Source organism: Streptomyces sp. T12 (genome assembly GCF_028736035.1).
GTDB lineage: Bacteria > Actinomycetota > Actinomycetes > Streptomycetales > Streptomycetaceae > Streptomyces.
Genome location: NZ_CP117866.1, coordinates 1196243 through 1221853 on the forward strand (window position 1 = coordinate 1196243; position 25611 = coordinate 1221853).

Annotated in this window: 24 protein-coding genes; 12 read left to right on the top strand and 12 right to left on the bottom strand. The window is 71.1% G+C overall.

The window, feature by feature from the left end:
- Positions 1–68 precede the first annotated feature (68 nt).
- Entirely contained in the window at positions 69–1745 is a 1677-nt protein-coding gene (locus PBV52_RS05195) for a peptide-N4-asparagine amidase (RefSeq protein WP_274237085.1), read from the bottom strand.
- 61 nt (positions 1746–1806) lie between these two features.
- Positions 1807–2553: a hypothetical protein gene (locus PBV52_RS05200; RefSeq protein ID WP_274249277.1), complete on the bottom strand. Its 747-nt coding sequence runs from the start codon at positions 2551–2553 to the stop codon at positions 1807–1809.
- Between the two features lie 363 nt (positions 2554–2916).
- On the opposite strand from PBV52_RS05200, the gene PBV52_RS05205 reads away from it, so the two are divergent.
- From PBV52_RS05205 to PBV52_RS05220, 4 genes are all read left to right on the top strand, one after another.
- Positions 2917–4770: an ABC transporter ATP-binding protein gene (locus tag PBV52_RS05205; protein WP_274237086.1), complete on the top strand. Its 1854-nt coding sequence runs from the start codon at positions 2917–2919 to the stop codon at positions 4768–4770.
- Complete coding sequence (locus PBV52_RS05210) at positions 4767–6554, top strand: ABC transporter ATP-binding protein (RefSeq protein ID WP_274237087.1); 1788 nt, start codon at positions 4767–4769, stop codon at positions 6552–6554. Before PBV52_RS05205 ends, PBV52_RS05210 begins: the two co-directional genes overlap by 4 nt.
- Positions 6555–7231: 677 nt before the next feature.
- Positions 7232–7702 (top strand): DUF5709 domain-containing protein, encoded by a 471-nt coding sequence (locus PBV52_RS05215; RefSeq protein WP_274237088.1) that lies wholly within the window; start codon positions 7232–7234, stop codon positions 7700–7702.
- Positions 7703–7807: 105 nt separating this feature from the next.
- Entirely contained in the window at positions 7808–8068 is a 261-nt protein-coding gene (locus PBV52_RS05220) for a type B 50S ribosomal protein L31 (RefSeq protein WP_274237089.1), read from the top strand.
- Positions 8069–8271: 203 nt separating this feature from the next.
- Here PBV52_RS05220 and PBV52_RS05225 read toward each other — a convergent pair whose 3' ends face one another.
- Positions 8272–9066, bottom strand: a complete 795-nt coding sequence (locus tag PBV52_RS05225; protein WP_274237090.1) for a metal-dependent hydrolase — start codon at positions 9064–9066, stop codon at positions 8272–8274.
- A 145-nt stretch (positions 9067–9211) separates the two neighbouring features.
- Between PBV52_RS05225 and PBV52_RS05230 the strand changes: the two genes are divergently transcribed.
- Both PBV52_RS05230 and PBV52_RS05235 read left to right on the top strand, forming a co-directional pair.
- Positions 9212–11725 carry an RNA helicase gene (locus tag PBV52_RS05230; protein ID WP_274237091.1) on the top strand — a complete coding sequence of 838 codons (2514 nt, stop codon included), beginning with the start codon at positions 9212–9214 and terminating at the stop codon, positions 11723–11725.
- 19 nt (positions 11726–11744) lie between these two features.
- Positions 11745–12614, top strand: a complete 870-nt coding sequence (locus PBV52_RS05235; RefSeq protein WP_274237092.1) for an acyl-CoA thioesterase II — start codon at positions 11745–11747, stop codon at positions 12612–12614.
- Here PBV52_RS05235 and PBV52_RS05240 read toward each other — a convergent pair.
- Together PBV52_RS05240 and PBV52_RS05245 are read right to left on the bottom strand one after the other, a co-directional pair.
- Positions 12601–13512 (bottom strand): DUF6397 family protein, encoded by a 912-nt coding sequence (locus PBV52_RS05240; protein ID WP_274237093.1) that lies wholly within the window; start codon positions 13510–13512, stop codon positions 12601–12603. The two genes, PBV52_RS05235 and PBV52_RS05240, sit on opposite strands and share 14 nt — an antisense overlap.
- Positions 13513–13639: 127 nt before the next feature.
- A complete protein-coding gene (locus tag PBV52_RS05245) occupies positions 13640–14053 on the bottom strand; it encodes a roadblock/LC7 domain-containing protein (protein ID WP_274237094.1) in 414 nt (137 codons plus the stop codon).
- Between the two features lie 97 nt (positions 14054–14150).
- Here PBV52_RS05245 and PBV52_RS05250 point away from each other — a divergent pair, with 97 nt between their 5' ends.
- Positions 14151–14579 carry a PPOX class F420-dependent oxidoreductase gene (locus PBV52_RS05250; RefSeq protein ID WP_274237095.1) on the top strand — a complete coding sequence of 143 codons (429 nt, stop codon included), beginning with the start codon at positions 14151–14153 and terminating at the stop codon, positions 14577–14579.
- An 88-nt stretch (positions 14580–14667) separates the two neighbouring features.
- Here PBV52_RS05250 and PBV52_RS05255 read toward each other — a convergent pair whose 3' ends face one another.
- From PBV52_RS05255 to PBV52_RS05275, 5 genes are all read right to left on the bottom strand, one after another.
- Positions 14668–15273, bottom strand: a complete 606-nt coding sequence (locus tag PBV52_RS05255; RefSeq protein WP_274237096.1) for an ATP/GTP-binding protein — start codon at positions 15271–15273, stop codon at positions 14668–14670.
- A 119-nt stretch (positions 15274–15392) separates the two neighbouring features.
- Entirely contained in the window at positions 15393–15806 is a 414-nt protein-coding gene (locus PBV52_RS05260) for a DUF742 domain-containing protein (protein ID WP_274237097.1), read from the bottom strand.
- Between the two features lie 22 nt (positions 15807–15828).
- Entirely contained in the window at positions 15829–16266 is a 438-nt protein-coding gene (locus PBV52_RS05265; RefSeq protein WP_274237098.1) for a roadblock/LC7 domain-containing protein, read from the bottom strand.
- Positions 16263–18788 carry a nitrate- and nitrite sensing domain-containing protein gene (locus PBV52_RS05270; RefSeq protein WP_274237099.1) on the bottom strand — a complete coding sequence of 842 codons (2526 nt, stop codon included), beginning with the start codon at positions 18786–18788 and terminating at the stop codon, positions 16263–16265. The genes PBV52_RS05265 and PBV52_RS05270 overlap by 4 nt, the downstream gene beginning before the upstream one ends.
- 66 nt (positions 18789–18854) lie before the next feature.
- Entirely contained in the window at positions 18855–19628 is a 774-nt protein-coding gene (locus PBV52_RS05275) for an MHYT domain-containing protein (RefSeq protein WP_274237100.1), read from the bottom strand.
- Positions 19629–19780: 152 nt separating this feature from the next.
- Between PBV52_RS05275 and PBV52_RS05280 the strand changes: the two genes are divergently transcribed.
- Entirely contained in the window at positions 19781–20380 is a 600-nt protein-coding gene (locus PBV52_RS05280) for a class I SAM-dependent methyltransferase (RefSeq protein WP_274237101.1), read from the top strand.
- Between the two features lie 4 nt (positions 20381–20384).
- Here the strand turns inward: PBV52_RS05280 and PBV52_RS05285 are convergent, their stop codons facing one another.
- Positions 20385–21140, bottom strand: coding sequence for an alpha/beta fold hydrolase (locus PBV52_RS05285; protein ID WP_274237102.1), 756 nt, complete (start codon positions 21138–21140; stop codon positions 20385–20387).
- 131 nt (positions 21141–21271) lie between these two features.
- On the opposite strand from PBV52_RS05285, the gene PBV52_RS05290 reads away from it, so the two are divergent.
- The 4 genes from PBV52_RS05290 (at position 21272) to PBV52_RS05305 (ending at position 25142) form a co-directional block, all read left to right on the top strand.
- Entirely contained in the window at positions 21272–21796 is a 525-nt protein-coding gene (locus PBV52_RS05290; protein WP_274237103.1) for a PadR family transcriptional regulator, read from the top strand.
- Positions 21797–22030: 234 nt separating this feature from the next.
- Complete coding sequence (locus PBV52_RS05295) at positions 22031–22327, top strand: hypothetical protein (protein ID WP_274237104.1); 297 nt, start codon at positions 22031–22033, stop codon at positions 22325–22327.
- A 135-nt stretch (positions 22328–22462) separates the two neighbouring features.
- Positions 22463–23368 (top strand): hypothetical protein, encoded by a 906-nt coding sequence (locus PBV52_RS05300; protein ID WP_274237105.1) that lies wholly within the window; start codon positions 22463–22465, stop codon positions 23366–23368.
- A gap of 382 nt (positions 23369–23750) precedes the next feature.
- The gene (locus tag PBV52_RS05305; protein WP_274237107.1) at positions 23751–25142 is read left to right on the top strand and encodes a tannase/feruloyl esterase family alpha/beta hydrolase; all 1392 of its coding nucleotides are present in this window, start codon (positions 23751–23753) and stop codon (positions 25140–25142) included.
- A gap of 2 nt (positions 25143–25144) precedes the next feature.
- Here the strand turns inward: PBV52_RS05305 and PBV52_RS05310 are convergent, their stop codons facing one another.
- On the bottom strand, positions 25145–25327 hold the full coding sequence (locus PBV52_RS05310) for a hypothetical protein (protein ID WP_062704261.1): 183 nt from the start codon (positions 25325–25327) through the stop codon (positions 25145–25147).
- Between the last annotated feature and the right edge of the window lie 284 nt (positions 25328–25611).

Sequence of the window (25611 nt, forward strand, 5' to 3'; positions counted from 1 at the left end):
CCGCACAAGACCCCCGTGTTGCATCCGTGTAAATCGCTCCCTGAGTGACGCATCGCACACGACTGGCCTCAGCAGCCCCGGCGATCCTCGGTGAGCACCCCCTGGACACTGGTGAGGGAACGGTCGTAGCACCCGTCCGAGCCGTACAGCCGGTAGCGCTCACTCGTCGTGCCGACCGCGTGCCGCTGGTCGCGCGGCACGTTCAACGTCCATGAGGCGTCGCCCTCGACGGTGTCGTCGAGCCACGACCACGCGATCCGTCGTCCGGCCTGGGCCGTCCCGACCGCGGCACGGTCACCGAGGGTCAGCACGGTGCGCAGCCGGTCGCCCGCGCCGATCGTGATGGAGCCGTCCATCGTGTATGTCCGCTGCGTACGGGTCGTGCGGGCCGGTCCGCGTCCGTCGACGGTGACCGACTGGTCGTCCTTCCAGACGGCGTCGAGGGCGTCCAGGTTCTCTCCGTCGGTCCAGCGGTGCACGGAGGTGTTCGTGAGCGCCCGGCCGACGGTGGTCGTCACCCGGCCGTGCGAGGTGTCGACGTATCCGGCGACGGTCAGCCGGTGACTACCCTCTGTGTCCACCCGGTGCTCCGAACCGGGGGTGTACGTCGAGGAGTTGGCTAGGTTGCCGACCTGGTGCGCGGTGAGCTTCCCGGTGACTTGGGCGCTCTTCGCGTCCTGCCACACGAGGACGTTCACGGGCGCGCTCCAGCCGCTCTGCCCCTCGGGGACACCGACGACGGAGACCTCGACGCGGTGCGGGTGGCCGTCGTTGAGGAGGCCGGCGAACGGGGTCAGGTCGTATTCGATCGGCTTGACGTCGAAGGCGCGCGGCCCCGGAGTGACGTACCAGAGGAAGGGGTTGGACCAGCCACCCGTCCACACGTGCGGGAACGGCGCGGCGATTCCGGCGAGTTGGCCGTCGACCTTGATCTGCACCTCGCGGTAGGGACCGCCGCCGGCCTTGCAGGAGTAGGGCGCCGGGTCGGGGGCCGACAGATACCAGAACTCCTCGCAGCCGCCACCGGAGCCGGTGGCGTACACCTCGGCGACGATGCGTTCGCTGTTGCGCGGGGTGGTGATCGTGCTGTCCTGGAGGGTGAGGACACGGTCGGGGGGCGTGCCGGGGCGGCCGGGAGTCGAGGCGGGGTGACTGGTAGTCGAGGCGGGGCGGCCGGCGTAGAACGTCAGCGTGACCTTGACGTCGATGATGCCGGTGTACGTGTCGTCGACGACGTTCCCGATGAGCATCTCGACGTCCTGGCTGCCGCGGAAGGTGTCGCTGTAGCGGGTGACGTCCTTCTCGACGGACCACTCGATGCCGTCCGGTGACGGCTCCGGAGTCGACGTGCGGAAGATCTCGACCCCGCCGACGTGCAGATAGCCGAGCCGGTCGAACTGGCGCCCCTTGACCTTGCCGTCCATCCGCAGCACCACCTTGCTCCAGCGGTCGCCGCAGCCTCGGGGCGGGGTGTACGTGCCCTTGTACGGGGTGAAGTCGCGGAACTGCGCCTCGGCGACGGTGACTTGGCAGGACTTGCCGGAGGGCTTGGCGACGGGCGGGGCGGCGGTGATGGGGTCGTGCCAGTCGGTGCCGAACTCGGCGGGGGCTTCGGCCGGGACGTTGGCGGGGACGTCGGCCGGGACGTCGGCGGGTTCCGCCGCGGGGGCGGGGCTCGCTCCGAGGAGGGTGCTCGCCAGGAGGGTCGCTCCAGCGAACATGGACATGACGATCCGTCTCTTCATGGCCGGTGTTCTACGGGGAGTTGGGCATCCCTCGCAATGACGCCTCTTCAGGCCTCCCCCATCAGTGGGAGCTCTTCAGGTCCGCCCTGTCCCCCATCACCACGACAGGATGCCGGTCCGGATCGAGCGTGCGCAGCAGGTACTCCATCGCCGATCCGGACAGACTGACGCAGGCCGACGTACCGCTGCCGTGGTCCATGTGCAACCAGATGCCGCCGCCTTTGTGCTCACCCCCGGGGCGGGTGGAGTCGTTGGGCGGAGTGCCCTTGACACGGTTGTAGTCGATGGCGATGACGTAGTCGAAGTCGTGCCAGTACGACTTCGCCCACCAGCGCGGCGCCGCGAAGGCCGCGGAGCGTGTGTACGGCAGCTTGGCCCCCGGGTCCTCCCGTACGCCACCCGCGTCGCTGAGCGTGAACACGCCGACGGGGCTGCGGTTGTCGCCCTCGTGGTGGTCGGTGGTCCAGCCCTTCTTGCCGTTGTGCGCGGGCCAGCTGCGGGTGCGCTCCCAGGTGGAGCCCTGCTTGGTGTAGAGCACGACCGTGGAGTCCGGGGAGTCCTTGCCGTTGCCGTAGACCGCCACGACCTGGCGGGAGTTGGCGGGGATGCGGCGCTGCCACCGGTCGGCGACGTCCGGGATGCGCGTCGGATCCGAGGTCGTGGCCGGCCGCCTGGGCGCGGCCTTGCCGACGTCCCCACCTCCGCCGTGCTGCGCGCCGCCGCACGCGGTCAGGGTCGTCAAGGTCGCCACGAGGGACCCGAGGGCCACCGTCGCGACCATGGCACGCCGTACTCCGCCGTTGCGCACTCCGCCGTTCACCACTTCGCCGTTCCGCACTCCGCCGTTCCGCATCACTCCATGGTCGCACCGAGTTCGGGACGGCAGCCGGAGCGACCACCGGACGGCCAGTCGCGGGGGCAACCGGGCGATCGGCCAGATGGGCAGTCGGATGGCCGGCCGGACAGGCGGCCGGACGAGCAGCCGGACAGGCAGCCGAATCTGTGCGGCGGCGCGGAAAACCGTTTGCGTCCGGCCACGCTGCGACGCGAACCTGTCACGGTTTGCTGCCGCCGTGCGCGGTGCGCGGTCCGTTCCGCGCGTCGGCTTCCGATCGATTCCCCATCCCCCTCCCTATCCCCTCCCCCCACTGACACGAGCCACTGGGACGTCATGCAGATTCAAGACCTTCCGTATCCCGACCCAGGTGTGCCGGACGCACGCTCGGGCCCCCGATTCCTGTGGTGGCTCTTCAGGAACCAGCTGGGCGGACAGCTCAAGTCCCTGGCCTGGGGGCTGCTGCACTTCCTGTCCGTCTCCGCGCTGCCGTTCTGCGTCGGCGTAGCCATCCAGGCCGTCGTCGACCGCTCGGGGGCGCGACTCGCCCTCGCGGGCGGGCTCCTGGCACTGTGCAGCGCCGGAAACGCCATCGGCGACACCTTCCTGCACCGCACCGCCATCACCAACTGGATCACTGCCGCCGCCCGAGTCCAGCAGGTACTGGCCCGCAAGGCCGCGCAGCTGGGCTCGGCGCTGACCCGGCGCGTCGCGGCCGGTGAGGTCGTGGCCGTCTCCACGGGCGACGTCGAGAAGATCGGCTGGTTCGTCGAGGCCTGGTCACGGTTCACGGCGGCGGCGGTCACCATCGTGGTGGTCTGCGTCGGCCTGGTCGTCTACCAGCCGGCGCTCGGTGTGATCGTCGCCGTGGGCCTACCCGTACTGGCGGTCGCCGTGCTGCCGCTGCTGCCCCGGGCGACCCGACGGGCCGACTTCCAGCGCGAGAAGGCCGGGCGGGCCACCGAGTTGGCCTCGGACACCGTCGCCGGTCTGCGCGTCCTGCGCGGCATCGGCGGCGAGGAACTCTTCCTCGACCGCTACCGCCGCGCGTCGCAGGACGTGCGCCACGCGGCCGTGCGCAGCGCCCGGATGTGGTCCCTGATCTCCGCGATCCAGGTGCTGCTGCCGGGGCTGCTGCTGATCGTGGTCATCTGGTACGGCGTCCACCTGGCCCGCGAGGGCCGGGTCACCGTCGGCGAACTGGTCGCCGTCTACAGCTCGATCATGATCCTCACCTATCCGCTGCGGCACTTCGAAGAGATCGCGATGGCCTACTCCTTCTCACGTCCCTCGGCCCGGCGGGCCGCGCGCGTGCTGTCGCTGGAGCGGGTCACCGACACCGAAGGGTCGCGCGACGGGTCCGAGGTGCCCTCCGGGGACCTGTACGACCCGGCCACCGGACTGCTCGCCCCCACCGGCCGGCTCACCGCCGTGGTGTGCGGCGACCCGGACGCGGCGGGGCGACTGGCCGAACGACTGGGCGGACACGGCTCCGAGGAGGGCACGCCGGTGCTGCTGGGCGGCGTCCCGCTCGACGAGCTGCCACTCGACTGCGCGCGTACGGCCGTCCTCGTGCAGGACAAGGACCCGGTGCTGCTCTCCGGCACGCTGCGCGAACTGCTGGACGTGCCGCGGTCGGGCGACGTCGGTCCCGAGGAGGCGCTGGACGCCGCGCAGTGCGAGGACGTCCTGGCCGCGCTGGTCCAGGGGTCGCTCGGCGCCGAGGACCCGATGGACGCCCGCATCACCGAACGCGGCCGGTCCCTGTCCGGCGGCCAGCGCCAGCGCCTCGCGCTCGCCCGGTCACTGATCACGGACCCCGAGGTGCTCGTCCTGGACGAGCCGACCTCGGCCGTCGACTCGCACACCGAGGCACGGATCGCGGAGGGCGTGCGCAGCCTGCGGACGGGGCGCACGACGGTGGTGTTCACCTCCTCACCGCTGCTTCTGGACCGCGCCGACCGGGTCGTGCTCGTCCATGAGGGCGAGGTCGCGGCGGTCGGCGTGCACCGCGAGCTGGTGCACGGCGAACCGCGGTACCGGGCGGTGGTGACCCGGGAGACCGACGAAGAGGCCACCCTGAACGCCTCGTTGAACGAAAACGATGCGGTGGGCGAAAGCCCACGGTCGGCGTCGGCCGCCCTCAACCACGTACTGAAGGAACTGGAAGAGATCGAGGAGTCGGCATGATCGGCGTGGCACCACCGGCGTACGACCCGGCGGCCCCGACCACGGCGAACACCCTGCCGGTCGGCGCCCCCGCGACCGTACGCGCCTATGTGGTCGAGCTGTTCCGTCGGCACCGCCGTGCCTTCCTGCTGCTCATCACCGTCAACACGGTCGCGGTCGTGGCCTCGATGGCGGGGCCCTGGCTGCTGGGCGGACTGGTGGAGCGGGTGTCGGACGGCGTCGGCGCGCGGGAGCTCCATCTGGAGCTCACCGTCGGGCTGTTCGCGACCGCACTCGTCGTCCAGGCCGTGTTCGTCCGGCAGGTGCGGCTGCGCGGCGCGATGCTCGGGGAGCGGATGCTGGCCGATCTGCGCGAGGACTTCCTCGTCCGGTCGGTCGGGCTGCCGCCCGGTGTCCTGGAGCGGGCCGGGACGGGCGACCTGCTGTCCCGGATCACGACCGACATCGACCGGCTGGCCAACGCGATGCGCGAGGCGGTGCCCCAGCTCGCGATCGGCGTGGTGTGGGTGTTCCTGCTGCTGGGCGGGCTCGTCATCACCGCACCCCCGCTCGCGGCCACCGTGCTGCTCACCGTGCCGCTGCTGGTGACCGGCTGCCGCTGGTACTTCAAGCGGGCGCCGTCCGCCTACCGCTCGGAGGCCGCCGGGTACGCCGCCGTGGCCGCCGCGCTCGCCGAGACCGTGGACGCCGGGCGCACCGTCGAGGCCCACCGCCTCGGCGAGCGCCGCGTGGAGCTGTCGGAGCAACGGATCAAGGAGTGGACGGCGTGGGAGCGCTACACGCTCTGGCTGCGGTCGGTGCTCTTCCCGTTCATCAACGTCACCCACGTGATGCTCCTCGCCTCGGTCCTGATGGTCGGCGGCGTGTTCGTCCTCCAGGGCTGGATCGGGGTCGGCCAGCTGACCACGGGTGCGCTGATCGCGCAGATGCTGGTGGACCCCGTCGGCCTCATCCTGCGCTGGTACGACGAACTGCAGGTGGCCCAGGTGTCGCTGGCCCGGCTGGTCGGGGTCCGGGACATCGAGCCGGAGGCCGGGGACGCCCTGCTGGCGCCCGACGGCCGCGACGTGCACGCCGACCGGGTGCACTTCGGCTACCTGGAGGGCGTGGACGTACTCCGCAAGGTCTCCCTGGAGGTCCCGCCCGGGACCAGGCTGGCGCTCGTCGGGCCCTCTGGGGCGGGCAAGTCCACGCTGGGCCGGCTGCTCGCGGGTATCTACGCGCCCCGGGACGGCCGCATCACCCTCGGGGGTGCGGAACTGTCCCGGATGACCGCCGAGCGGGTCCGCTCCCACGTGGCCCTCGTCAACCAGGAGCACCACGTCTTCGTGGGTGCCCTGCGCGACAACCTGCTGCTGGCCCGCACCGACGCGACCGACGCCGAGCTGTGGGCGGCGCTGGGCGCGGTGGACGCGGACGCGTGGGCCCGTGCGCTCGACTACGGCCTGGACACCGAGGTCGGCTCGGGCGGGTTCGCGCTCACACCGGCCCAGGCTCAGCAGATCGCACTGGCCCGTCTGGTGCTGGCCGACCCGCACACACTGGTCCTGGACGAGGCGACCTCGCTCCTCGACCCCCGCGCGGCCCGCCACCTGGAGCGCTCCCTGGCCCGCGTCCTCGACGGCCGCACAGTCGTCGCCATCGCCCACCGCCTCCACACGGCCCACGACGCCGACGTCATCGCGGTCGTCGAGAACGGCCGCATCAGCGAGCTGGGCAGCCATGACGAGCTGGTGAACGCCGACGGGGCATATGCGGCGCTTTGGCGGTCTTGGCATGGGTGAGTGGAGGTCTTGGCATGGGTGAGTGGTGAGTGGAGGTCTTGGCATGGGTGAGTGGGGTGGGGCTTGGCTGAGCTGAGCTGAGCAGGGCTGGGGCGGGAGCCTTGGCCGACTGGCGCCAAGGCGAGGTCTGCCAGGGCTGCCGGGAGCCGAGGCCGGCCGGAATCGGCCCTAACGGTCGGCTCGGTCCGGAAGCGTGGCTGACCAGGCCGAAAGCGCAGGCGGCCCCGGCCCGATGTCCTGACAGACCGGGGCCGGGAAGGAGCGCCGGTCAGGGCGAGCGCCCCGGCTGACCAGGCCGGAAACCCGGTCGGCCCACGCCGGGAGCGCCGACCACCCATGGCACGGAGTGCGGGTCGCCGCGGCTCGGAAGAGCGGCTCGCGGTGACCGGGGGCGCCGGGGCGGCTGTCATCGGTCGGTGGCTGGACGTGGGACTGGCGGTGTGGAGGTGGCCCGGCGCGACGGCGCGGTTCCGGGGCCCGGCCGATCCGGAGGGCCCGCCCTTGCTCCGTGCCGTTGCGCCGGGGCGAAAAGGGGTGGAAGGCTGGATAGCGGCACCGGTTCGGGGAGCACCCGGGAACCACCCGGTTCGCGCCGGGTGCGGCCTGTGCCCCGCGCCGCGGCGGACCACCGCCGACCGCGGTGAGTTCGGGCCCGTCCCCACCACCTGGAGGTACCCGTGAACAGCGCCGACGGATGGGGGGACGACGTCTACCAGCCCGACGCATCCGGTCAACGTGAGGACACGGGGCTGCTCGACGTGGAGGACACCCTGGAGAACGACGGCGTCGACGACCCCCTGGACCGGGGTTGGTCCCCTCCGGAGCGGCCGTGGGCGGTGGAGCGCTCCGATGTGACGGCCGCCGAGCGGCAGCAGGGCGAGACCCTCGACCAGCGGCTCGCCGAGGAGCTTCCCGATGTCGTCGCCCCCGACGGCGACGGCCTCGGCGACGCCGAGGGCACGGACGGAGAACTCCTCGACAACGAGGTCGGCGCCATGCGCTCCGGCCGCCTCGTGGCCCCCGACGAGGGCGCCCACGAGGACGAGGAGAGCGCGCTCGTCGCGACGGACGTGGGCATCGACGGTGCGGCGGCGTCCGCCGAGGAGGCTGCCATGCACATCGTCGACGAGGACTCCCTGTCCGGCTGACCGACAGTCCCTGTACGGCCGATCCCGCAGCCCCTGTGGCTCAGCACCCGCGCCTTCGGCCCCGCTCCTTCGGCCCTTGCCGATGCCGCCATACGAGGAGTTCGCATGCAGCAGGACAAGCACCCCGACTACCACCCGGTCGTCTTCCGCGACCGCTCCGCCGGTTACGCCTTCCTGACCCGGTCCACCGCGACCAGCGACCAGACCATCGACTGGGACGACGGCGAGACCTACCCGGTCGTCGACGTGGAGATCTCCTCGGAGAGCCATCCCTTCCACACCGGCAAGGCCCGAACGCTGGACTCCGAGGGCCGCGTCGCCGCCTTCGAGCGGCGCTACGGCGGTGGAGCGGGGCAGGGTGGCTGATCCGGGCACCGGGACAGCTGATCCGGGGACCGGAGCGACGGATCCGGAGACCAGGGCGGCTGACCGGGAGACCGGGGCGGCTGACCCGAAGGCCAGACCGGAGATCCACGCCGCCCGGCGCCTCGGCCCCGCGGGCGGATCACCGGTGCGGCGACGCGCCCGCTCCCTCCCGCTCAGATGGCGACGTGCCCGCCCCGTCCCGCTCAGATGACGTTGAGCGCCGCCGCGCAGCCCACCCCGCCGAGCACCATGAACGCCGGCATCAGCACCTTGAGCTCGACCCAGCTGCCCGCACGGAACCGCATCGCCTTGGGCGGGCCCACCGGGTACCAGCGCTTGCGTCCCACCGGGATCGGCCACAGGATCGGGCAGCCGGAGACCGTCAGCGCGTCCCCGATGTCGTGCACCAGCGCGCCCAGCACGATCGGCAGCCCCAGCCACAGATACTCCTGGCCCGGCGCCGTGAACAGCCAGTCCGAGCCGTTGCCCGGCTTGTCCAGGACCCCGGCGATGATCCACGAGCTGGTCGCGGCCAGCAGCCACACCAGGACATCGGCGCTGGAGCCACGGGTCGCGCGCCACAGCAGGCCCTCGATGGCCAGCACCATGTGCGCGAACAGGATCGCCAGCACCGCCCAGCGTCCACCGGTGATCGCCAGCACCGAGGCGCCCCCGCCGATCAGGACCGCCCACAGCCACGTGTGCGTGAGCGTGCGATGCCCACCGGAGCGACGCGGGTCGCCCTGCTTCCTCGTCCCCTTGTAGACGGCGTACGACAACTTGTCGACGATCTCGCACAGCCAGCGCGACAGCGGACCGAACGCCCGCGAGATGGTGGCCGCCTTGTGGTCGAGGTCCGGGGCGAGGGCCGCACCGGCGCAGATCAGCGCGCCGGACAACAGGACGGGCCAGGGCATCCCGTGCCCCGCAGCGGCGGCGGCAGCTCCGACGCCGAGCCAGGCAGCGGCTCCCGACAGTGAGTGTGCTGGTCCCATCATGGCCGTTGCCCGCCCCATTCCTCGTGTGCCGCTGTCCAGTTGACCGGGTTCGCTGACTTGTCGTCGGCGACACAGCGTAGCGTTCGCGATCTTCGCCCCTGCATCCGATTCCCCTGTGGAGCGGGAGGGCAGGCAAGATGGGTGGGTGACCCTCATCGATCAGCTGCCGCCGACCGCCGACCCCGACGCCCTCTACGAAGCCTTCGAGTCGTGGGCCGAGGAGCGTGGTCTCACGCTCTACCCCCATCAGGAGGAGGCGCTGATCGAGGTGGTCTCCGGCGCGAACGTGATCGTGTCGACGCCCACCGGCTCCGGCAAGAGCATGATCGCCGCAGGCGCCCACTTCGCCGCGCTGGCCCGGGACGAGGTCACCTTCTACACCGCTCCGATCAAGGCGCTGGTCTCGGAGAAGTTCTTCGAGCTGTGCAAGATCTTCGGCACGGAGAACGTCGGCATGCTGACCGGCGACGCGTCCGTGAACGCCGACGCTCCCGTGATCTGCTGCACCGCCGAGGTGCTCGCGTCGATCGCGCTGCGCGACGGCAAGCGGGCGGACGTCGGCCAGGTCGTCATGGACGAGTTCCACTTCTACGCGGAGGGGGACCGCGGCTGGGCCTGGCAGATCCCGATCCTGGAACTGCCGCAGGCGCAGTTCATCCTGATGTCGGCGACGCTCGGCGATGTCTCGATGTTCGAGAAGGACCTCACCCGGCGCACCGGCCGCCCGACGGCGGTGGTCCGCTCGGCGACCCGTCCCGTGCCGCTGTCCTACGAGTACAAGCTCACCCCGATGACCGAGACTCTGACCGAGTTGCTGCAGACCAAGCAGGCGCCGGTCTACATCGTGCACTTCACGCAGGCACAGGCCGTGGAGCGGGCGCAGGCGCTGATGAGCATCAACATGTGCTCGCGCGAGGAGAAGGACCAGATCGCCGAGCTGATCGGCAACTTCCGCTTCACCACCAAGTTCGGCCGCAACCTCTCCCGTTACGTGCGGCACGGCATCGGTGTGCATCACGCCGGCATGCTGCCGAAGTACCGCCGCCTGGTGGAGAAGCTCGCGCAGGCCGGTCTGCTGAAGGTCATCTGCGGCACGGACACGCTGGGGGTGGGTGTCAACGTCCCGATCCGCACGGTGCTGTTCACGGCCCTGACCAAGTACGACGGCAACCGCGTCCGCACCCTGCGCAACCGGGAGTTCCACCAGATCGCCGGCCGGGCCGGGCGCGCGGGATTCGACACGGCGGGCTTCGTCGTCGCCCAGGGGCCCGAGCACGTCATCGAGAACGAGAAGGCGCTCGCCAAGGCCGGCGACGACCCGAAGAAGCGCCGCAAGGTCGTCCGCAAGAAGGCGCCCGAGGGCTTCGTCGGCTGGACGGAGAGCACCTTCGACAAGCTCATCTCCTCCGAACCGGAGCCGCTGACCTCCCGCTTCCGGGTCACGCACACGATGCTGCTGTCGGTGATCGCCCGGCCTGGCAACGCCTTCGAGGCGATGCGGCACATGCTGGAGGACAACCACGAGCCGCGCAAGCAGCAGCTGCGGCACATCCGGCGCGCGATCGCGATCTACCGTTCGCTGCTGGACGGCGGCATCGTCGAGAAGCTCGACGAGCCGGACGCCTCCGGCCGCATCGTCCGTCTCACCGTCGACCTCCAGCAGGACTTCGCGCTCAACCAGCCGCTGTCCACCTTCGCCCTGGCCGCGTTCGAACTGCTGGACCCGGAGTCGCCGTCCTACGCCCTGGACATGGTGTCCGTCGTCGAGTCCACCCTGGACGACCCGCGGCAGATCCTCGTCGCCCAGCTGAACAAGGCGAAGGGCGAGGCCGTCGCCGCGATGAAGGCGGACGGCATCGAGTACGAGGAGCGCATGGAGCGCCTCCAGGACGTCACCTACCCCAAGCCCTTGGAGGAGCTGCTCTTCCACGCGTACAACACGTACCGCAAGAGCCACCCCTGGGTCGGCGACCATCCGCTGTCGCCGAAGTCCGTCATCCGGGACATGTACGAACGGGCGATGTCCTTCACGGAGTTGGTGTCCTTCTACGAGCTGGCCCGCACCGAGGGCATCGTGCTGCGCTACCTCGCCAGCGCCTACAAGACCCTCGACCACAACATCCCGGACGACCTCAAGTCCGAGGATCTGCAGGATCTGATCGAGTGGCTCGGCGAGATGGTGCGCCAGGTCGACTCCAGCCTGCTGGACGAGTGGGAGCAGCTCGCCAACCCGGAGGAGATGACCGCCGAGGAGGCGCAGGAGAAGGCCGACGAGGTCAAGCCGGTCACCACGAACGCGCGTGCCTTCCGCGTCCTCGTCCGCAACGCCATGTTCCGCCGCGTCGAGCTCGCCGCCCTCGACCAGGTCGAGGAGCTGGGCGAGATGGACGCGGAGGCCGGTTGGGACGCCGAGGCCTGGGGTGAGGCGATGGACAAGTACTGGGACGAGTACGAGGACCTCGGCACCGGCCCCAACGCCCGTGGGCCCAAGCTCCTGGTGATCGAGGAGGAGCCGGCGAACCGCCTGTGGCGCGTCCGCCAGATCTTCGACGACCCGAACAGCGACCATGACTGGGGCATCAGCGCGGAGATCGACCTCACCGCCTCCGACGCGGAGGGCCGCGCGGTGGTCCGCGTCACCGACGTAGGCCAGCTGTGAGCACAGGAGAATCCCACCCATGACGACGAACCCGGCCGAGAGGCTCGTCGACCTGCTCGACCTGGAGCAGATCGAGGTCAACATCTTCCGTGGCCGCAGCCCGCAGGAGTCCCTGCAGCGGGTCTTCGGCGGCCAGGTGGCCGGCCAGGCACTGGTCGCCGCCGCGCGCACCACGGACGGCGACCGTCCGGTGCACTCGCTGCACGCGTACTTCCTGCGCCCCGGCAGACCGGGCGTGCCGATCGTGTACCAGGTCGAACGGGTGCGGGACGGCAGGTCGTTCACGACCCGCCGGGTCACCGCCGTGCAGCAGGGCCGCACGATCTTCAATCTCACCGCCTCCTTTCATCAGCCTGAGCAAGGGAGCTTCGAGCACCAGCTGCCGCCGGCCCGCAAGGTGCCGGCCCCGGAGTCGCTGCCGACGGTCACCGACGAGATCCGGGAGCATCTGGGCGCACTGCCCGAGCAGTTGGAGCGGATGGCGCGCCGTCAGCCCTTCGACATCCGCTATGTGGACCGGCTGCGCTGGACCGCCGAGGAGGTCAAGGACGCCGAGCCGCGCAGTGCCGTGTGGATGCGCGCGGTCGGGCCGCTCGGCGACGACCCGGTCGTGCACACCTGCGCACTGACCTACGCCAGTGACATGACCCTCCTGGACGCCGTCCGCATCCCGGTCGAACCCCTGTGGGGCCCGCGGAGTTTCGACATCGCGTCGCTGGACCACGCGATGTGGTTCCACCGGCCTTTCCGCGCGGACGAGTGGTTCCTGTACGACCAGGAGTCACCGATCGCGACCGGTGGGCGGGGACTCGCCCGTGGGCGGATCTACGACCTGGAAGGGCGCCTGCTGGTGTCCGTCGTCCAGGAAGGTCTGTTCAGGGCGCTGTAGCCCGGGGGCTTCTGCGACGCAGCCAGCTCAGCAGGCCGCGTGGCGGTTCCGGCTCCTGGGGCCGGGGCGAGACGAGGTGCACCGGATGCGCCGGCGCCGGGATCCGCGTCGCCGTCGGGCGCGGGGCCGGCCGCCTCTCGCGTGCCGCTTCCAGTACTGCCGTCAGGTCGGCCCGCAGCAGGCCGATCTCGTCCGGGTCGTCCGCTGTCATGATCCTCTCGGCCAGGTGCGCGGCGGGCGAACCCGGTGCGCCGGATGCCGGCGGTCCTGGCCGGAAGTGGTTCAGATGGGAGCGCTCATAGGGGTCGGGGACGATTTCCGCGATCTGGACGGGGTCGAGGAAGGCGGCCAGCGCGCCGGCGCTCTCCCACGGGTCGTCGGCCAGTCGCAGCAGGAATCCCCGATGGCGTCCCCGCCAGTTGCGCGCCCGCAGATCCACGCCCGCGTCCAGCATGCCGCGCAGCCCTTCGGGCATACGTCGGTCGTTCAGCAGCGGGGCGTTCTTCTCGTCGGCGGCGAACTGCTTCAGCTCCTCGGCGAGATACAGCCACACCACGGCTCGGTAGCGATTGAGGTACCACTTCGCCGGGACGACCAGCCCCAGGCGGGCCAGGCGCGTGAACCTGCCGATGGACACGTCCATGACGCCCGCGCCCTCTGTCGTACCCACCACCTTCACGCGGTCCTGCAACGACTCGGCGAACCCGGCCCCCGAACGCAGCCGGTCGATCTCCGACCGCGGGACACGCCGGCCCCCGCCTCCCTCGTCCGGCACGGTCCGGATGATTCCGAGGTGAACGGCGAGGTCCAACTCTCCTCGCTTCAGCGCCAGTTCGCGGGCCGCGCGACTCGGCGTATACGACAGGTGGTGCGGTTTCGTGGCGGTGTCGCCTGACATGGTCGGTCTCCCCCGTGGAGTCAGTGGCTCACGCTGTGTGCGCTCGCCGTGACAAAAACCGTAGCCGGTCGGGCGGATCTCGTGGCGAGCCTGTGGATAACTCCATGGGGGACGGCGAATCAGCAGGTCAGACGTCTGTGATCGGTGACCGTTCGGGCTGTCGGGCGTCCACGTCGAGGTGTTCGCCGACCCGGTTGACGAGCAGGGTCATCTCGTAGGCGATCTGGCCGATGTCCGCCTCCGCGCCGCTGAGCACGCACAGACAGCTGCCGGTGCCCGCCGCCGTGACGAACAGCACCGCGTCGTCGAACTCGACCATCGTCTGGCGCACTCTGCCCGCGCCGAAGTGCCGTCCCGAGCCCTTGGCGAGGCTGTGCAGTCCGGACGAGACGGCGGCGAGGTGCTCGGCGTCCTCGCGCCGCAGTCCGGTGCTCGCGCCTGTCACCAGACCGTCGTTGGACAGCACCAGCGCGTGCCGCACATGATCGACGCGCTCCGTCAGGTCGTCCAGCAACCAGCCAAGTCCCTGATTCTGCGCCATGTTCCGGTCTCCCCGTGTAGATGTCTCCCCCTGCACCGGAGGATCTCTTCGCCACCCTTCCCGACGATCCGGCCCGCGGGCAAGGAGGATGGGGGGCATGGCGCAGAAGATGACCGATGAGGAATGGCGGGCGTTCGTCTCGCAGGGCACACGCACCGGAAAGTTGTCGACCGTGCGAGCCGACGGGAGTCCGCATGTGACGCCGATCTGGTTCGTGCTGGACGGGGACGAGGTGGTGTTCAACACCGGCAAGTCGAGTGTGAAGGGCCGCAACCTGGTCCGTGACGGACGGGTGGCGCTGTGCGTGGACGTCGACCGGCCGCCGTACGACTTCGTGGTGCTTCAGGGCATCGCCCGGATTTCGGAGGATCTCGAGGAGCTGAGGCACTGGGCCGGTCGTATCGGGGCGCGGTACATGGGCGAGGAACGCGCGGAGGAGTTCGGGGCCCGCAACGGCGTTCCGGGTGAACTCCTCGTCCGCGTCACGATCGAGAGAGTACTGGCGGAGAAGGGTGTCGCGGACTGACAGCGGTCCCGAGGCCGGTCGGCGCCATGGGCCGACCGCGGCTGAGAACCGGTCGCCCCATGGAGCCGGTCGGCTCGCAGGGAACCAGTCAGCCCACGGAGTCGAGCAGCCGGGCGGTGTGCATCCGCCCGGCGTACTCGACGAGGCGGATCAGCACTTCCTTTCCCGAGTCGCGGTCCCGGGCGTCGCAGAGCACGACGGGTGTGCCCCGGTCCAGATCGAGGGCGCGTGAGACGTCGTGGGCGCCGTACGTCCGAGCGCCCGCGAAGCAGTTGACGGCCACGACGAACGGGATGTGCCGGTGCTCGAAGTAGTCCACCGCGGGGAAGCAGTCCTCCAGGCGCCGGGTGTCCGCGAGGACCACCGCACCCAGGGCGCCCTGTGACAGTTCGTCCCACAGGAACCAGAAGCGGTCCTGCCCCGGGGTGCCGAAGAGGTAGAGGGACAGGCCGGACCGGATGGTGATGCGTCCGAAGTCCATGGCGACGGTCGTGGTGACCTTCTGGTCCACGCCGTCGGTGTCGTCCACCAACTGCCCGGCTTCGCTGAGCAGTTCCTCGGTGCGCAGCGGCCGGATCTCGCTGACCGCGCCCACCATGGTGGTCTTGCCCACGCCGAATCCGCCGGCGACAAGGATCTTCAGCGCCAGGGCGGCCGTCTCGCCGTCGGAGGCGTCGGAGTGCTCGGAGACCATCGATCACTTCTCTCGGGAGTGCCGGCATCGGTCGACGTCACGGTGCGAAGTCAGCATCATGACAACTGCGGCTGCCCTTCGTGGGATTGGACTGCTTTTGGCTGGTTCTGGCATGTCATCTACAGGGCCCGCAATCCTTCGATCACCTCGCGAAGGATCCGTTCGTCCGGAAGCTGTGCGGGTGGTACCGGACGGCTGACGGTGACGCAGCCCGTTTCCAGTAGGTCGCCGAGGAGCACCCTGACGACCCCCACGGGCAGATCGGCGCCCGCGGCGAGTTCCGCCACCGACTGCGTCTCCGGTCGGCACAGTTCGATGAGGGCCCGGTGTTCCGGCCCGAGCGCGGTGTCGTCGTCGGCTCCGGGCGCGGCGGCGTCCAGTGTGACGAGGGCGATCAGGTCGAAACGCGCTCCGGTGGGGCCGGGGTCGGTGCGTCCGCCCGTCATGGCGTACGGGCGGACGAGGGGCCCGGCCTCGCTGTCGTACCACTGGCTGCCCTGCTCGCGCGGGGCGCCCGTCGTGTCCTCGGTCATGCGCACGGACCGCCCTTCCGGCTCATCCTGCGGCGGGCGGCCGCGCTGCCACGCGTGTTGGCGTGTGGAGGTGCTCGCCGACACGTTTGACCAGCCGTGCCATCTCGTACGCCACCAGTCCGATGTCGGCGCTCACGGCGGTGAGGACGGCGAGACAGGAGCCGTCGCCCGCGGCCGCCACGAACAGGAAGGCGTCGTCCATCTCCACCATGGTCTGGCGCACTCCGCCGGCGCCGAAGTGCCTGCCCGCGCCCTTGGCCAGACTGTGGAAGCCGGAGGCGACCGCGGCGAGGTGCTCGGCGTCCTCGCGACGGAGGCCGGTCGACGCACCTACGGCGAGTCCGTCGTTGGACAGCACCACGGCGTGCCGTACCTCGCTCACTCGCAGCACCAGGTCGTCCAGCAACCAGTCGAGTTCACCGGACCGCTGAGCGGCTCTCATGCCCGGATCCTGGATCATGCGGGGTCTCCTTCGCTGCTGTCGCTGCGCGCTGTGGAATCGGGAGTGGCACCGCAGCCGGGCTGCCTGCCGCCGCCGCGCACCCAGCCGTCGCGGTAGGCCGCCATGCGGTCCCGTACGAGTTCGGGGGTGCGCTGGTCGTCGTCTCGGGCGGCGGGCGGCTGCGCCGGCTCCTCGGGACGCCCCTCGCGCAGTTGGGGGGCGAGACTCGCCTGCCTTACGCGGCGTGGGAGGTCGTCGGAGGCTTCGGAGTCGTCCGCAGGGCGGTGCAGTCGCAAGGTGGTGACTCCGGGGGGTGTGGGGTCGGTCGTGGTGGCCTCCGCCGCGGCCGGTGCGGGAGCCACCAGTGCGGGCCGGTCGGCGACCGCGTGGACGGACTCCTGGTGCCGGTCGGCGGCGGGCACGCGCGCGTACTCGCGCTCGGCAGGCCGCTCGCTGTCCGCTTTCCTGCCGGGGGAACGTTCCGCCGTGGCTTCGTGCAGCAGGGCGGTGGGCAACAGGACGACCGCGGTGGTGCCGCCGTAGGGCGAGGTGCGCAGGTGGACCTTGATGCCGTGCCGTGACGCGAGCCTGCTGACGACGAAGAGGCCGAGCCGGTCGCTGTCGAACAGGTCGAGCGCCTCGGACTGTTCGATGCGCCGGTTGGCCTCGGCGAGGGTCTCCTTGCCCATGCCCAGGCCGCGGTCCTCGACCTCGACGGCGTAGCCGTTGCCGACGGGCTCGCCGGTGACGCGTACGCGCGTGTGGGGCGGTGAGAACTGGGCTGCGTTCTCGACGATCTCCGCCAGGAGATGGGTGAGGTCGGCGACGGCCGCGCCGATGACCAATGCCTCGGGGAGCTGTCGTACCTCCACGCGCGCGTAGTCCTCGACTTCGGAGACGGCCGCGCGGACCACGTTGGTCAGGGAGACCGGCATCCGCCAGGCCCGCCCGGGTGCCGCTCCCGAGAGGATGATCAGGCTCTCGGCGTGACGTCGCATGCGGGTGGTGAGGTGGTCGAGCCGGAAGAGGTCGCTCAGCTCGTTCGGGTCGTCGGAACGCCGTTCCATGCTGTCCAGCAGGCTCAGTTGGCGGTGCACGAGAACCTGGCTGCGGCGGGCGAGGTTGACGAAGACACCGGAGATGCCGCTGGCGAGCTCGGCGCGCTCCACGGCGGCCCGGAGCGCGGCGCGGTGGACGGTGCCCAGGGCCTCGGCGACCTGGCCGGTCTCGTCCTCGGCGGGCGGTCCGGGCGGTGCCTCGGCCTGGATGTCGATCTCGTCACCGGCGCGCAGTTTGAGCATGGCCTCGGGGAGTTTGCGCCGGGCGATGTCCAGGGCGCCGTTGCGCAGACTGACCAGCTCGACGACGAGGCCGCGGCCGATGCGTACCGAGATCACGAGAGAGGCGGCGACGGCTGCGAGGCCGAGGAGGACGGCGGCGCCGGCCGGGGTGAGCAGGCCACGGGTGAAGGGGTCGGCGCTGTCCGCGACTCCGCGGCCGGCGTCCTGCTCGATCGTCCGCATTCCGCCCTGCACGCGTGCGTGTGCCTTGCTCCAGGTGGCTTCCCCCGCCGCGTCGATCGCCCGTACGCCCGGTGCGGTGGCCAGGACCTTGTCCTCGACGGCGGCCACGCTCGCGTAGGCGCTGCCGTCGGCGAGGCTCTGCCAGGCCGCGTGTTCCGGGCCGCGCAGGTCCGCGACGGCGGATTCGGTGAGCGTACGGCGGGTGTCGACGGCTCCGGTGAACAGCCTCAGCCGCTCTCCGTCGAGGCGCCCGGCGAGGCGGGCGCTGTCCAGCACGACGTCCTCCTGGGCCAGCGCCTCGCCCGCGCGGGCGAATTCGAGCAGCACGCGCGCGTCGGAGCCGAGCTCGGCGTCCTGGATGCCGGTGAGCGCGCCGCCCACCGAGAACGCGCTCGCGATGGTCTTCGTGTACCGCCCGTACGCCTCGTCCCAGCCGGCGCGGCGGTCGAGCACGGCACTGCGTACGGTGCTCAGCTGCTCGGCGCCGGTGACGAAGGCCTCGAGCCGCCGGGCCACCCCGGCGGGGAGCTCCTCGCTGTCGGCGACGGTGCTGTGGTCGCCGAGCCGCAGCTGCGCCACCGCCCTGTCGGTGCCTTCCGCGAGCCTCTTGAAGTCTGCGCTCTGTCCGGTGGAAGGGTCGGTCGCGTAGCGCACCGCGGCCTCGCGTTCGGCCTGGAGGGCGGCGACGGCGGCCGTGACGGGGGTCCTGATCTCGGAGTCGACACGCTGCAACTGGCGCAACCTGGAGACGTCCTGAGCGGTGCTGACGGTGGCGTAGGCCCACAGGGCCAGCAGCGAGACGACCGGCACCATCAGCAGGCAGACGATCTTGGCGCGGACGGTGCGCGGCCGTAGGCGCCAGCGCTCCACGCGCGTGGGTGGGTCGTCCGGCGCCACGCCCGTGAGTTCTTCCGGGCCTTCGTCGGCCGGCGGTCCGGCATGGGCGCGGCGGCCGCGCACGGGGGGCGGGGACGGCGTCTCGGCGCCGGCTGCGATGGTCCTACGGGGTGTACGCATGGCCTCCTCGCTCGGAAGTGGTTCGGGGGCGTGCCTTTGCGGGCCGTCACCGGTCCGGACCCGCCGCTAGCCGGCGACGCTCTCGACCGACCGCTGGGCCGACGCGGATGCCTCGCGCTCCCTCGTGGTGGGCGACAGCGCGACGAAGGCCGAGGTCAGGAAGAGATAGGACCCGAGGCCGACGGCGAGGGGGAAGATGAACTGCATCGCCGTGGCCCCGGGCAGGACGTCGCCGGAGGGCGTGACGTCCACGCCGACGGCGAACATCCCGGTGTAGTGCATGCTGCTGACCGCCGCGCCCATGATCAGGGAGGCGATGGTGACGGCGACGGGCGACTTGATGTTGAGCGCCGCCCACAGGGCCGCCGTCGCCGCGAGGACTGCGATCATGACGGAGAGTCCGACGAGGACGGGGTCGTAGGTGACGTCGCCGTGGAGTCGTACGGCGGCCATGCCCAGGTAGTGCATGCTCGCGACGCCGAGTCCGGTGGTGAGCCCGCCGAGGAAGAGCGCCCGGGTCCGGTCGCGGCTGTATCCGACGGCGAAGACGCCGGCGCAGACGACGGTCATGGCGACGAGGAGGCTCACGATGGTGAGCGGCACGTCGTAGCGGATGTCGGTGCCGCTGACGCTGAAGCCCAGCATGGCCACGAAGTGCATGGTCCAGATGCCGGTGCCGATCGCCGAGGCCGCGGTGACGAGCCAGTTGCGGCGCGAGCGGCCGGTGGCGCCGAGCGCGCGCACGGTGCAGCGCAGGCCGAGCGCGGCGCCTATGCACGCCATCACGTACGACAGCACAGGGGTAAGCCAGCCCAGGGCGGCGTGGTCCAGGTGTCCCATGACCCCGGGACGCTAGCGGGGGCACGGGCGCACGAAGGGGGCGCATTTCGAAAGCTGTTGGAATATGACGCACAGATGCACCGGAACGATCGCGTCACGCTCGAACGTGTGCACAGCGGCGTCATCCGTGCCAGTGAGGGATCATGCGGAACATGAGCGACGACCACACACATGTGCAGGAGTTCTTCACGGCCCGCGCCGCCGACTGGGACAGCCGGTTCCCCGACGACGGGCCCGCCTACGCGGCCGCGGTCGCCGAGCTCGGGCTGCGCGAGGGGGGCCGCGTGCTCGACGCGGGCTGCGGCACCGGGCGCGCCCTGCCGCCCCTGCGTGCCGCCGTGGGGCCCTCGGGAGTGGTCCTGGGGGCCGATCTGACCCCGGCCATGCTGGAGGCCGCCGTACGGGCCGGACGCGACACCGACGGGCAGTTGCTGCTCGCCGACGTGGCCGCGCTGCCGTTGCGGTCGGAGTCGCTCGACGCCGTGTTCGGGGCCGGCCTCATCGCGCACCTGCCCCATCCGGCGGCGGACCTGCGGGAGTTGGCCCGTGTGGTGCGCCGTGGCGGCATGCTCGCACTGTTCCACCCGATCGGCAGGGCGGCACTCGCGGCACGCCAGGGCCGCCAGATCACCCCCGACGACCTGCGAGCCGAACCCAACCTCCGGCCGCTGCTGGCCGGTTCCGGATGGCGCATGACTTCGTACGCGGACGAGGACGACCGCTTCCTGGCGCTGGCCGTGCGCGAAGCCTGATGTCTCAGCCCCGCCCGGCGACGGCCGCCACGAAGGCATCAGGGTTGTCGAACATGACGTTGTGGCCGGCGCCGGGTACGGTCACCACACGCACGCCCGCGGCCTCCAGGGCTTGCCTGCCCGGGAGTTCACCGCTGAGCTCGCCCTGAAGGAACACCCGGTCGACGCTCAGCCCTTCGAGGATGTCGCGCATGATCGGCTCGGAGCCTCGCCTCAGCCCCACGGCGCTGCGGTGCAGGGCGCGCGGATCGGCCAACCGCATGGTCGCCGCCCACAGAGGCCCGACCGCCTCCAGCACGCGCGCGTGCGCGCCGCCGACGAACTCCTCCTCCTCGTAGGCCGTGATCCATGCGCTCCCGGGACCGGGTGGAGGCGAGGCGTCGAGGTTGGCCTCCGTCAGGACCAGCCGGGAGACGAGGTCGGGCCGACGGTGGGAGAGCACGATGGCGACAGAACCGCCCATGCTGTGCGCGACCAGCTCCGCACCGCTCAGTTCCGCCGCGTCCAGCGCCGCCGCGAGGGCGTCGGCGTGCTCCTCCAGCCGGTAGCCGAAGTTCTCGGGCCGGTCGCTGATGCCGTGCCCGGGCAGGTCGACGAACAGGCTGCGCCGGCCCGACAGCTCGGGTCGAGCCGCGACATGCGCGTGGTACACGGAGGACACCGACCCCAGTCCATGCACGTACACGCGCGCGGGCTCCTCCCCCGGCGTCTCCGTCCAACGGATGCAGCTGCCCTTGCCGTCGAACTCGGCCTGCCTCATCGCGTCCTCCCTTGAAGCCTTGGTCACCACTCCACGATATACCTCGTTACCGATGTATAACTAACTCGATGTACACCATTTCAGATGTACACCACCCCGGATATACACCGGATCTGAGCGAGAATGTAGGCATGCTGGAACTCGCCATCCTCGGATTCCTCTACGACACCCCGCTCCACGGCTATGAGCTGCGCAAACGCATCGCAGCGCTGACGGGGCACGTGAAGCCGGTCGCCGAGAGCACGCTGTACCCCGCGATCAAGCGGCTGGAAAAGGCAGGCCTGCTGGCCCGCGCCACGGAGCCGGGAGCAGTGGCCGCTCCGCGTCACGTGCTGACGCTGACCGAAGCGGGCCGACGGGACCTGCGCCACCGGCTCGCCGAGCCCGACCCGCGTGACATCAGCGACGAGAACCGGTGGTTCACCGTGCTCGCCTTCCTGCGGCACCTGGACGACGCGGCCGCCCAGTCCGCCGTACTACGACGTCGGCTCACCTTCCTCGAAGAGCCCGCCAGCTTCTTCTACGACGGTGACCGGCCCCTGCGCGCCGAGGAGCTGGACGATCCCTTCCGGCGCGGCATCCTGACCATCGCCCGGGCCACGTCCCGGGCCGAACTCACCTGGCTGCGCGAGACGATCGACTCACTCCGCGACTGACCGGTCGATGCGCCGTTCGGCCAGCCCTTGATCTCCCGGACGCACCACACGAGCACGCGCGCGTACCGCCCGCCTCGCGAGGGGCCAATGCTCGCGGGACGGGTCCATACGCCGGATCTGTTCGAGGCGCTTCACCGCCCCGTCCCCCTTCTGCCGCCGAGACTCCAACTTTACGTTGATTAGGAGAAGATGGACGATCAATCAGATGAGCCACACAGGGGGAAGGCGGTCATCATGTGGGGCAGCGTGCGCAAGTCGTATGCGAGATTTCTCCGGTCCATGCGTACGGAGGCGGACAGCGGCAGGGACAGGCAGACGCACAATCTGTTCGAGGCCGCCGCCGTGTACGTCTCGGCCTGCGCGGAGGACGACCAGGAGCAGATCGACGAGGCCACCGGCTGGGTGTCTCCGGAGGCGCTGTCGTTCGGCGTGAGCGAGCTGGCGTGCCGGGCCGTCATCGCGCTCGCCCGGGAGCGCGACGAGTCGCCGCAGACCGTCGCCAGGTCGCTGCTCGGGCTCCCGGCGGCCTGACACAGCGGGCAATCGCGGCCGATTCGACCCCTCCGGTCGGAAAACTGCAGCTCCGGGTGTGCCTGGGAGTCGTGACAAGCGGCTTCCGCTCGCACTAGGGTGCGCGCCGATGGACGAACCGAAGGGGAGGCTGGGATGGCCGGGACGGACGAGGAGGCCGTCGCCGCTGCGGACGATGCGCTCTATGTGCTCACGGCGGTGCTGCTGACGCCGGCGAAGTTCCCGAGCGTGCTGGGCGACGACTATCCGGAGGCCTGCGCGGCGCTCGGCCTCGCGCCGCTCGCCGACGGATACGGCCTGGTACTCGGCCAGGACGGCGACGGCGCCCGATGGACGGTCGTCATCGACGACGTCTCCCTGGTCGCCGTCGCCATCGCCTCCTGGGACTGCGGCATGGAGTACGACCTGTCACCCGACGAACGCACGGTCGTGGCCGCGCTGCCCGGGTGGCCCCTCGCGGTCGCCGTCGCCGCCCCCAACGTGCCCGCGCCGCACGATCCCGACCCCGAGATCGCGGACGGTCCGCCGCTCGCGCCGCCGGACACGAGCGTGTGGGGGCCGCCCCAGCGGCGCCTGGGCGCCGACGAGATCGCGTTGCAGTGGGCGATGTGGCGGGAGCAGATCGACGACGCCGAGTTCGCGACGCCGGGCGGTGCGTCGGACGCCGCCGAACCGGCGGCCGAGGGCGAAGAACAGGGCGCGGCCGAGAAGGGCGAGCAGGGCGAGAGCCAGGCCGAGGCCGAGAGGAGTAAGCAGGGCGCAAGCCGGGGCGGCCACAGCGGCATCCTGCGGGTCCTCGCCGAGGCACGCGCGTACGTGGACTCCCCACCGCCCCTCGGCCGCGTCCGGTCGTCGTTCGCGCCGGGCGACGCGCGGACCCTGCGCGCGGACGGCCCCGGCTGGTCGCTCGTCGCCAGGACCGACGACATCGCGTTCGTACTCCTCGACGACGAGCCCGGCGAGGTGCTGCCGGTGGGCCGCGGCCCTGAGCTGCCCGGGTTGCTGGAAGCGCTCGACAGGATGGCCGTACGCCCCAGCTGAGCCGCACGCCGGGCGACACGGCAGCGGTCCGAGGCCTGGGAGGCCCGCTGGCGTCCGGCCCGGCTGCGGTGTCCGGCCCTGCCGCGGTGTCCGGCACAGCTGCGGTGTCCGGCACAGCTGCGGTGTCTGGAGCGTCCAGGGACCGCCGGGTGGCGTTCGCCGCGCCTCGTGTGCGAAGCCATCAGCCTCGCGAAGAGGCGCTGGGCCTCCTCCCCACCTGTCTTGGGTCCCTGCGCAATGGCGTGTCTCCGGGCCCCATCTGGCGGCGGCGTTCCATGTGGCCCCAGCCCATGGAAGGCGCGGAACAAGGGACGCACCATGAGCCAGCCTTCGCGGCTCCGCTCTCTCTGCTGCCCTCGTCTCCCGCCTTCCAGGAGGCCTCATGCGCCCGTCCCAAGGTCTTCCGTTCGTTGCCGCAACGCTGCTGACCGCCGCCCTCACCTGGCCGACTCCCGCGGCCGCCAGGGCAATTGACGAACACTGCTCCCGTCAGGAGCGCCTGCGAGTACCGGGCGCGGCCTTCCAGCAGAGCGCCTGCCTCCCGGATCTGACCACGACGGGACTCGCCGGCACGCCCTACACCGACATGGCCGACCAGGCCGGGCTGACGGCACGGGGCACCCGGACACCGGCCGGGGTTCGCGGGATCCAGATCGACGGCTACTTCCCTGACTCCTCTCGCTTCAACGCCACACACGGCCTGCATCACGACGCACAGTTCGTGATCCGGCTGCCGGACCGCTGGAACGGCGGACTGGTCGTCACCGGAGCCCCCGGCACCCGCCGGCAGTACGCGACGGACACGGCGATCTCCGACCAGGTGCTCGCAAGGGGTTACGCCTACGCGGCGACCGACAAGGGCAACAACGGCGCCGACTTCTACCGCGACGGCAAGCGGCCCGGTGACGCGGTCGCCGAGTGGAACGCGCGGACCACCCAGCTCACCCGGGCCGCCCGCAAGGCGGTGGCCCAGCGCTACGGGCACGCTCCTCGCCGTACGTACATGACCGGCATCTCCAACGGCGGCTATCTCACCCGCTGGCAGCTGGAGAACCATCCCGAGCTGTACGACGGCGGCGTGGACTGGGAGGGCGCCCTGTGGACCGCGGACGGCCCGAACCTGCTCACCTCCTTGCCGGTGGCAGTGGCACGGATGCTCGGCTCCGCACAGGACGAGGACCTGTACACGGTCGGTTTCGCGCGCGGCTCCGAGTTTCTGTGGGCCTACCACGAGCAGGCCTACTGGGGAGTCACGCAGAAGATCTACCGCGCCGAGTTCGACCCGGCGTACGACCCCGGCTGTCCCGGCCCGTCCGCCGGGACCACCCCGGAACAGACCCTGGCGCCGTGCGCATCCGACGCCTCGTACGACTACGCGTCGCGTCCGGCCTCCGTCCGCCGCGCCGTCGCCCGCGTGGAGCTGACCGGGCGCATCGGCAGACCGCTGATCACGCTGCACGGCGATCTGGACGCGCTGCTGCCGAAGGCCACCGACTCGGACGTGTACGCGCGCATGGTCGACGCGAGCGGGCGGCACCCACTGCACCGCTACTTCACGATCGCGGGCGGCACGCACGTCGACGGGCTGTACGACACCTATCCCGACCGGCTCCGGCCGATCCTGCCCTGCTACCGGTCGGCGTTCGACGCGCTGGTCTCATGGGTGGAGCGTGGCACTCCACCGCCCGCGGACCGTACCGTCGGCAGGCCCGCGAGCGGTGATGTGCTCAACTCCTGCGCGCTGTCCACCCCGGTCGCTCCGGCGGCCGGGTGAGGTCAGCGACCGAGTTCCTTGCGCGTGGCGCGGCGCAGCCTGCGCCGCTGTGACGGGTCGAGCGTGAGGTAGGCGGCGGCCGGGACTCCCAGGACTATCAGGAGCGCGGCCCACCAGGGCAGCCAGATCAGCAGGATGAGACCGGCCGCCACACCTCCTGCGGCGATCTTCGCGTTCTTCGACATGTGCGTCGCCTCCTTCGCGGCCACTGCCGCTCTCTGACCTGAAAACGGGTCCGCGCTTCCAGCGGTTCCGAACCGCGACCCTGAGACGACCCTGAGGTGCGGCCCCTACTGGTCACGGAGTTCCGGTGACATCCGATGTGCGGTCGACGCGCCGGGCTCCGCACAGAGGAGATACCCACGTCGACCGATGCGTGACCCAGGTCACGAGGCGAGCTTGCCGGATGGCCGTCGAGATGCTGTACCCTCGGCCACTCGACCCGAGTAGTCAAATTTGAGGAGCGCTG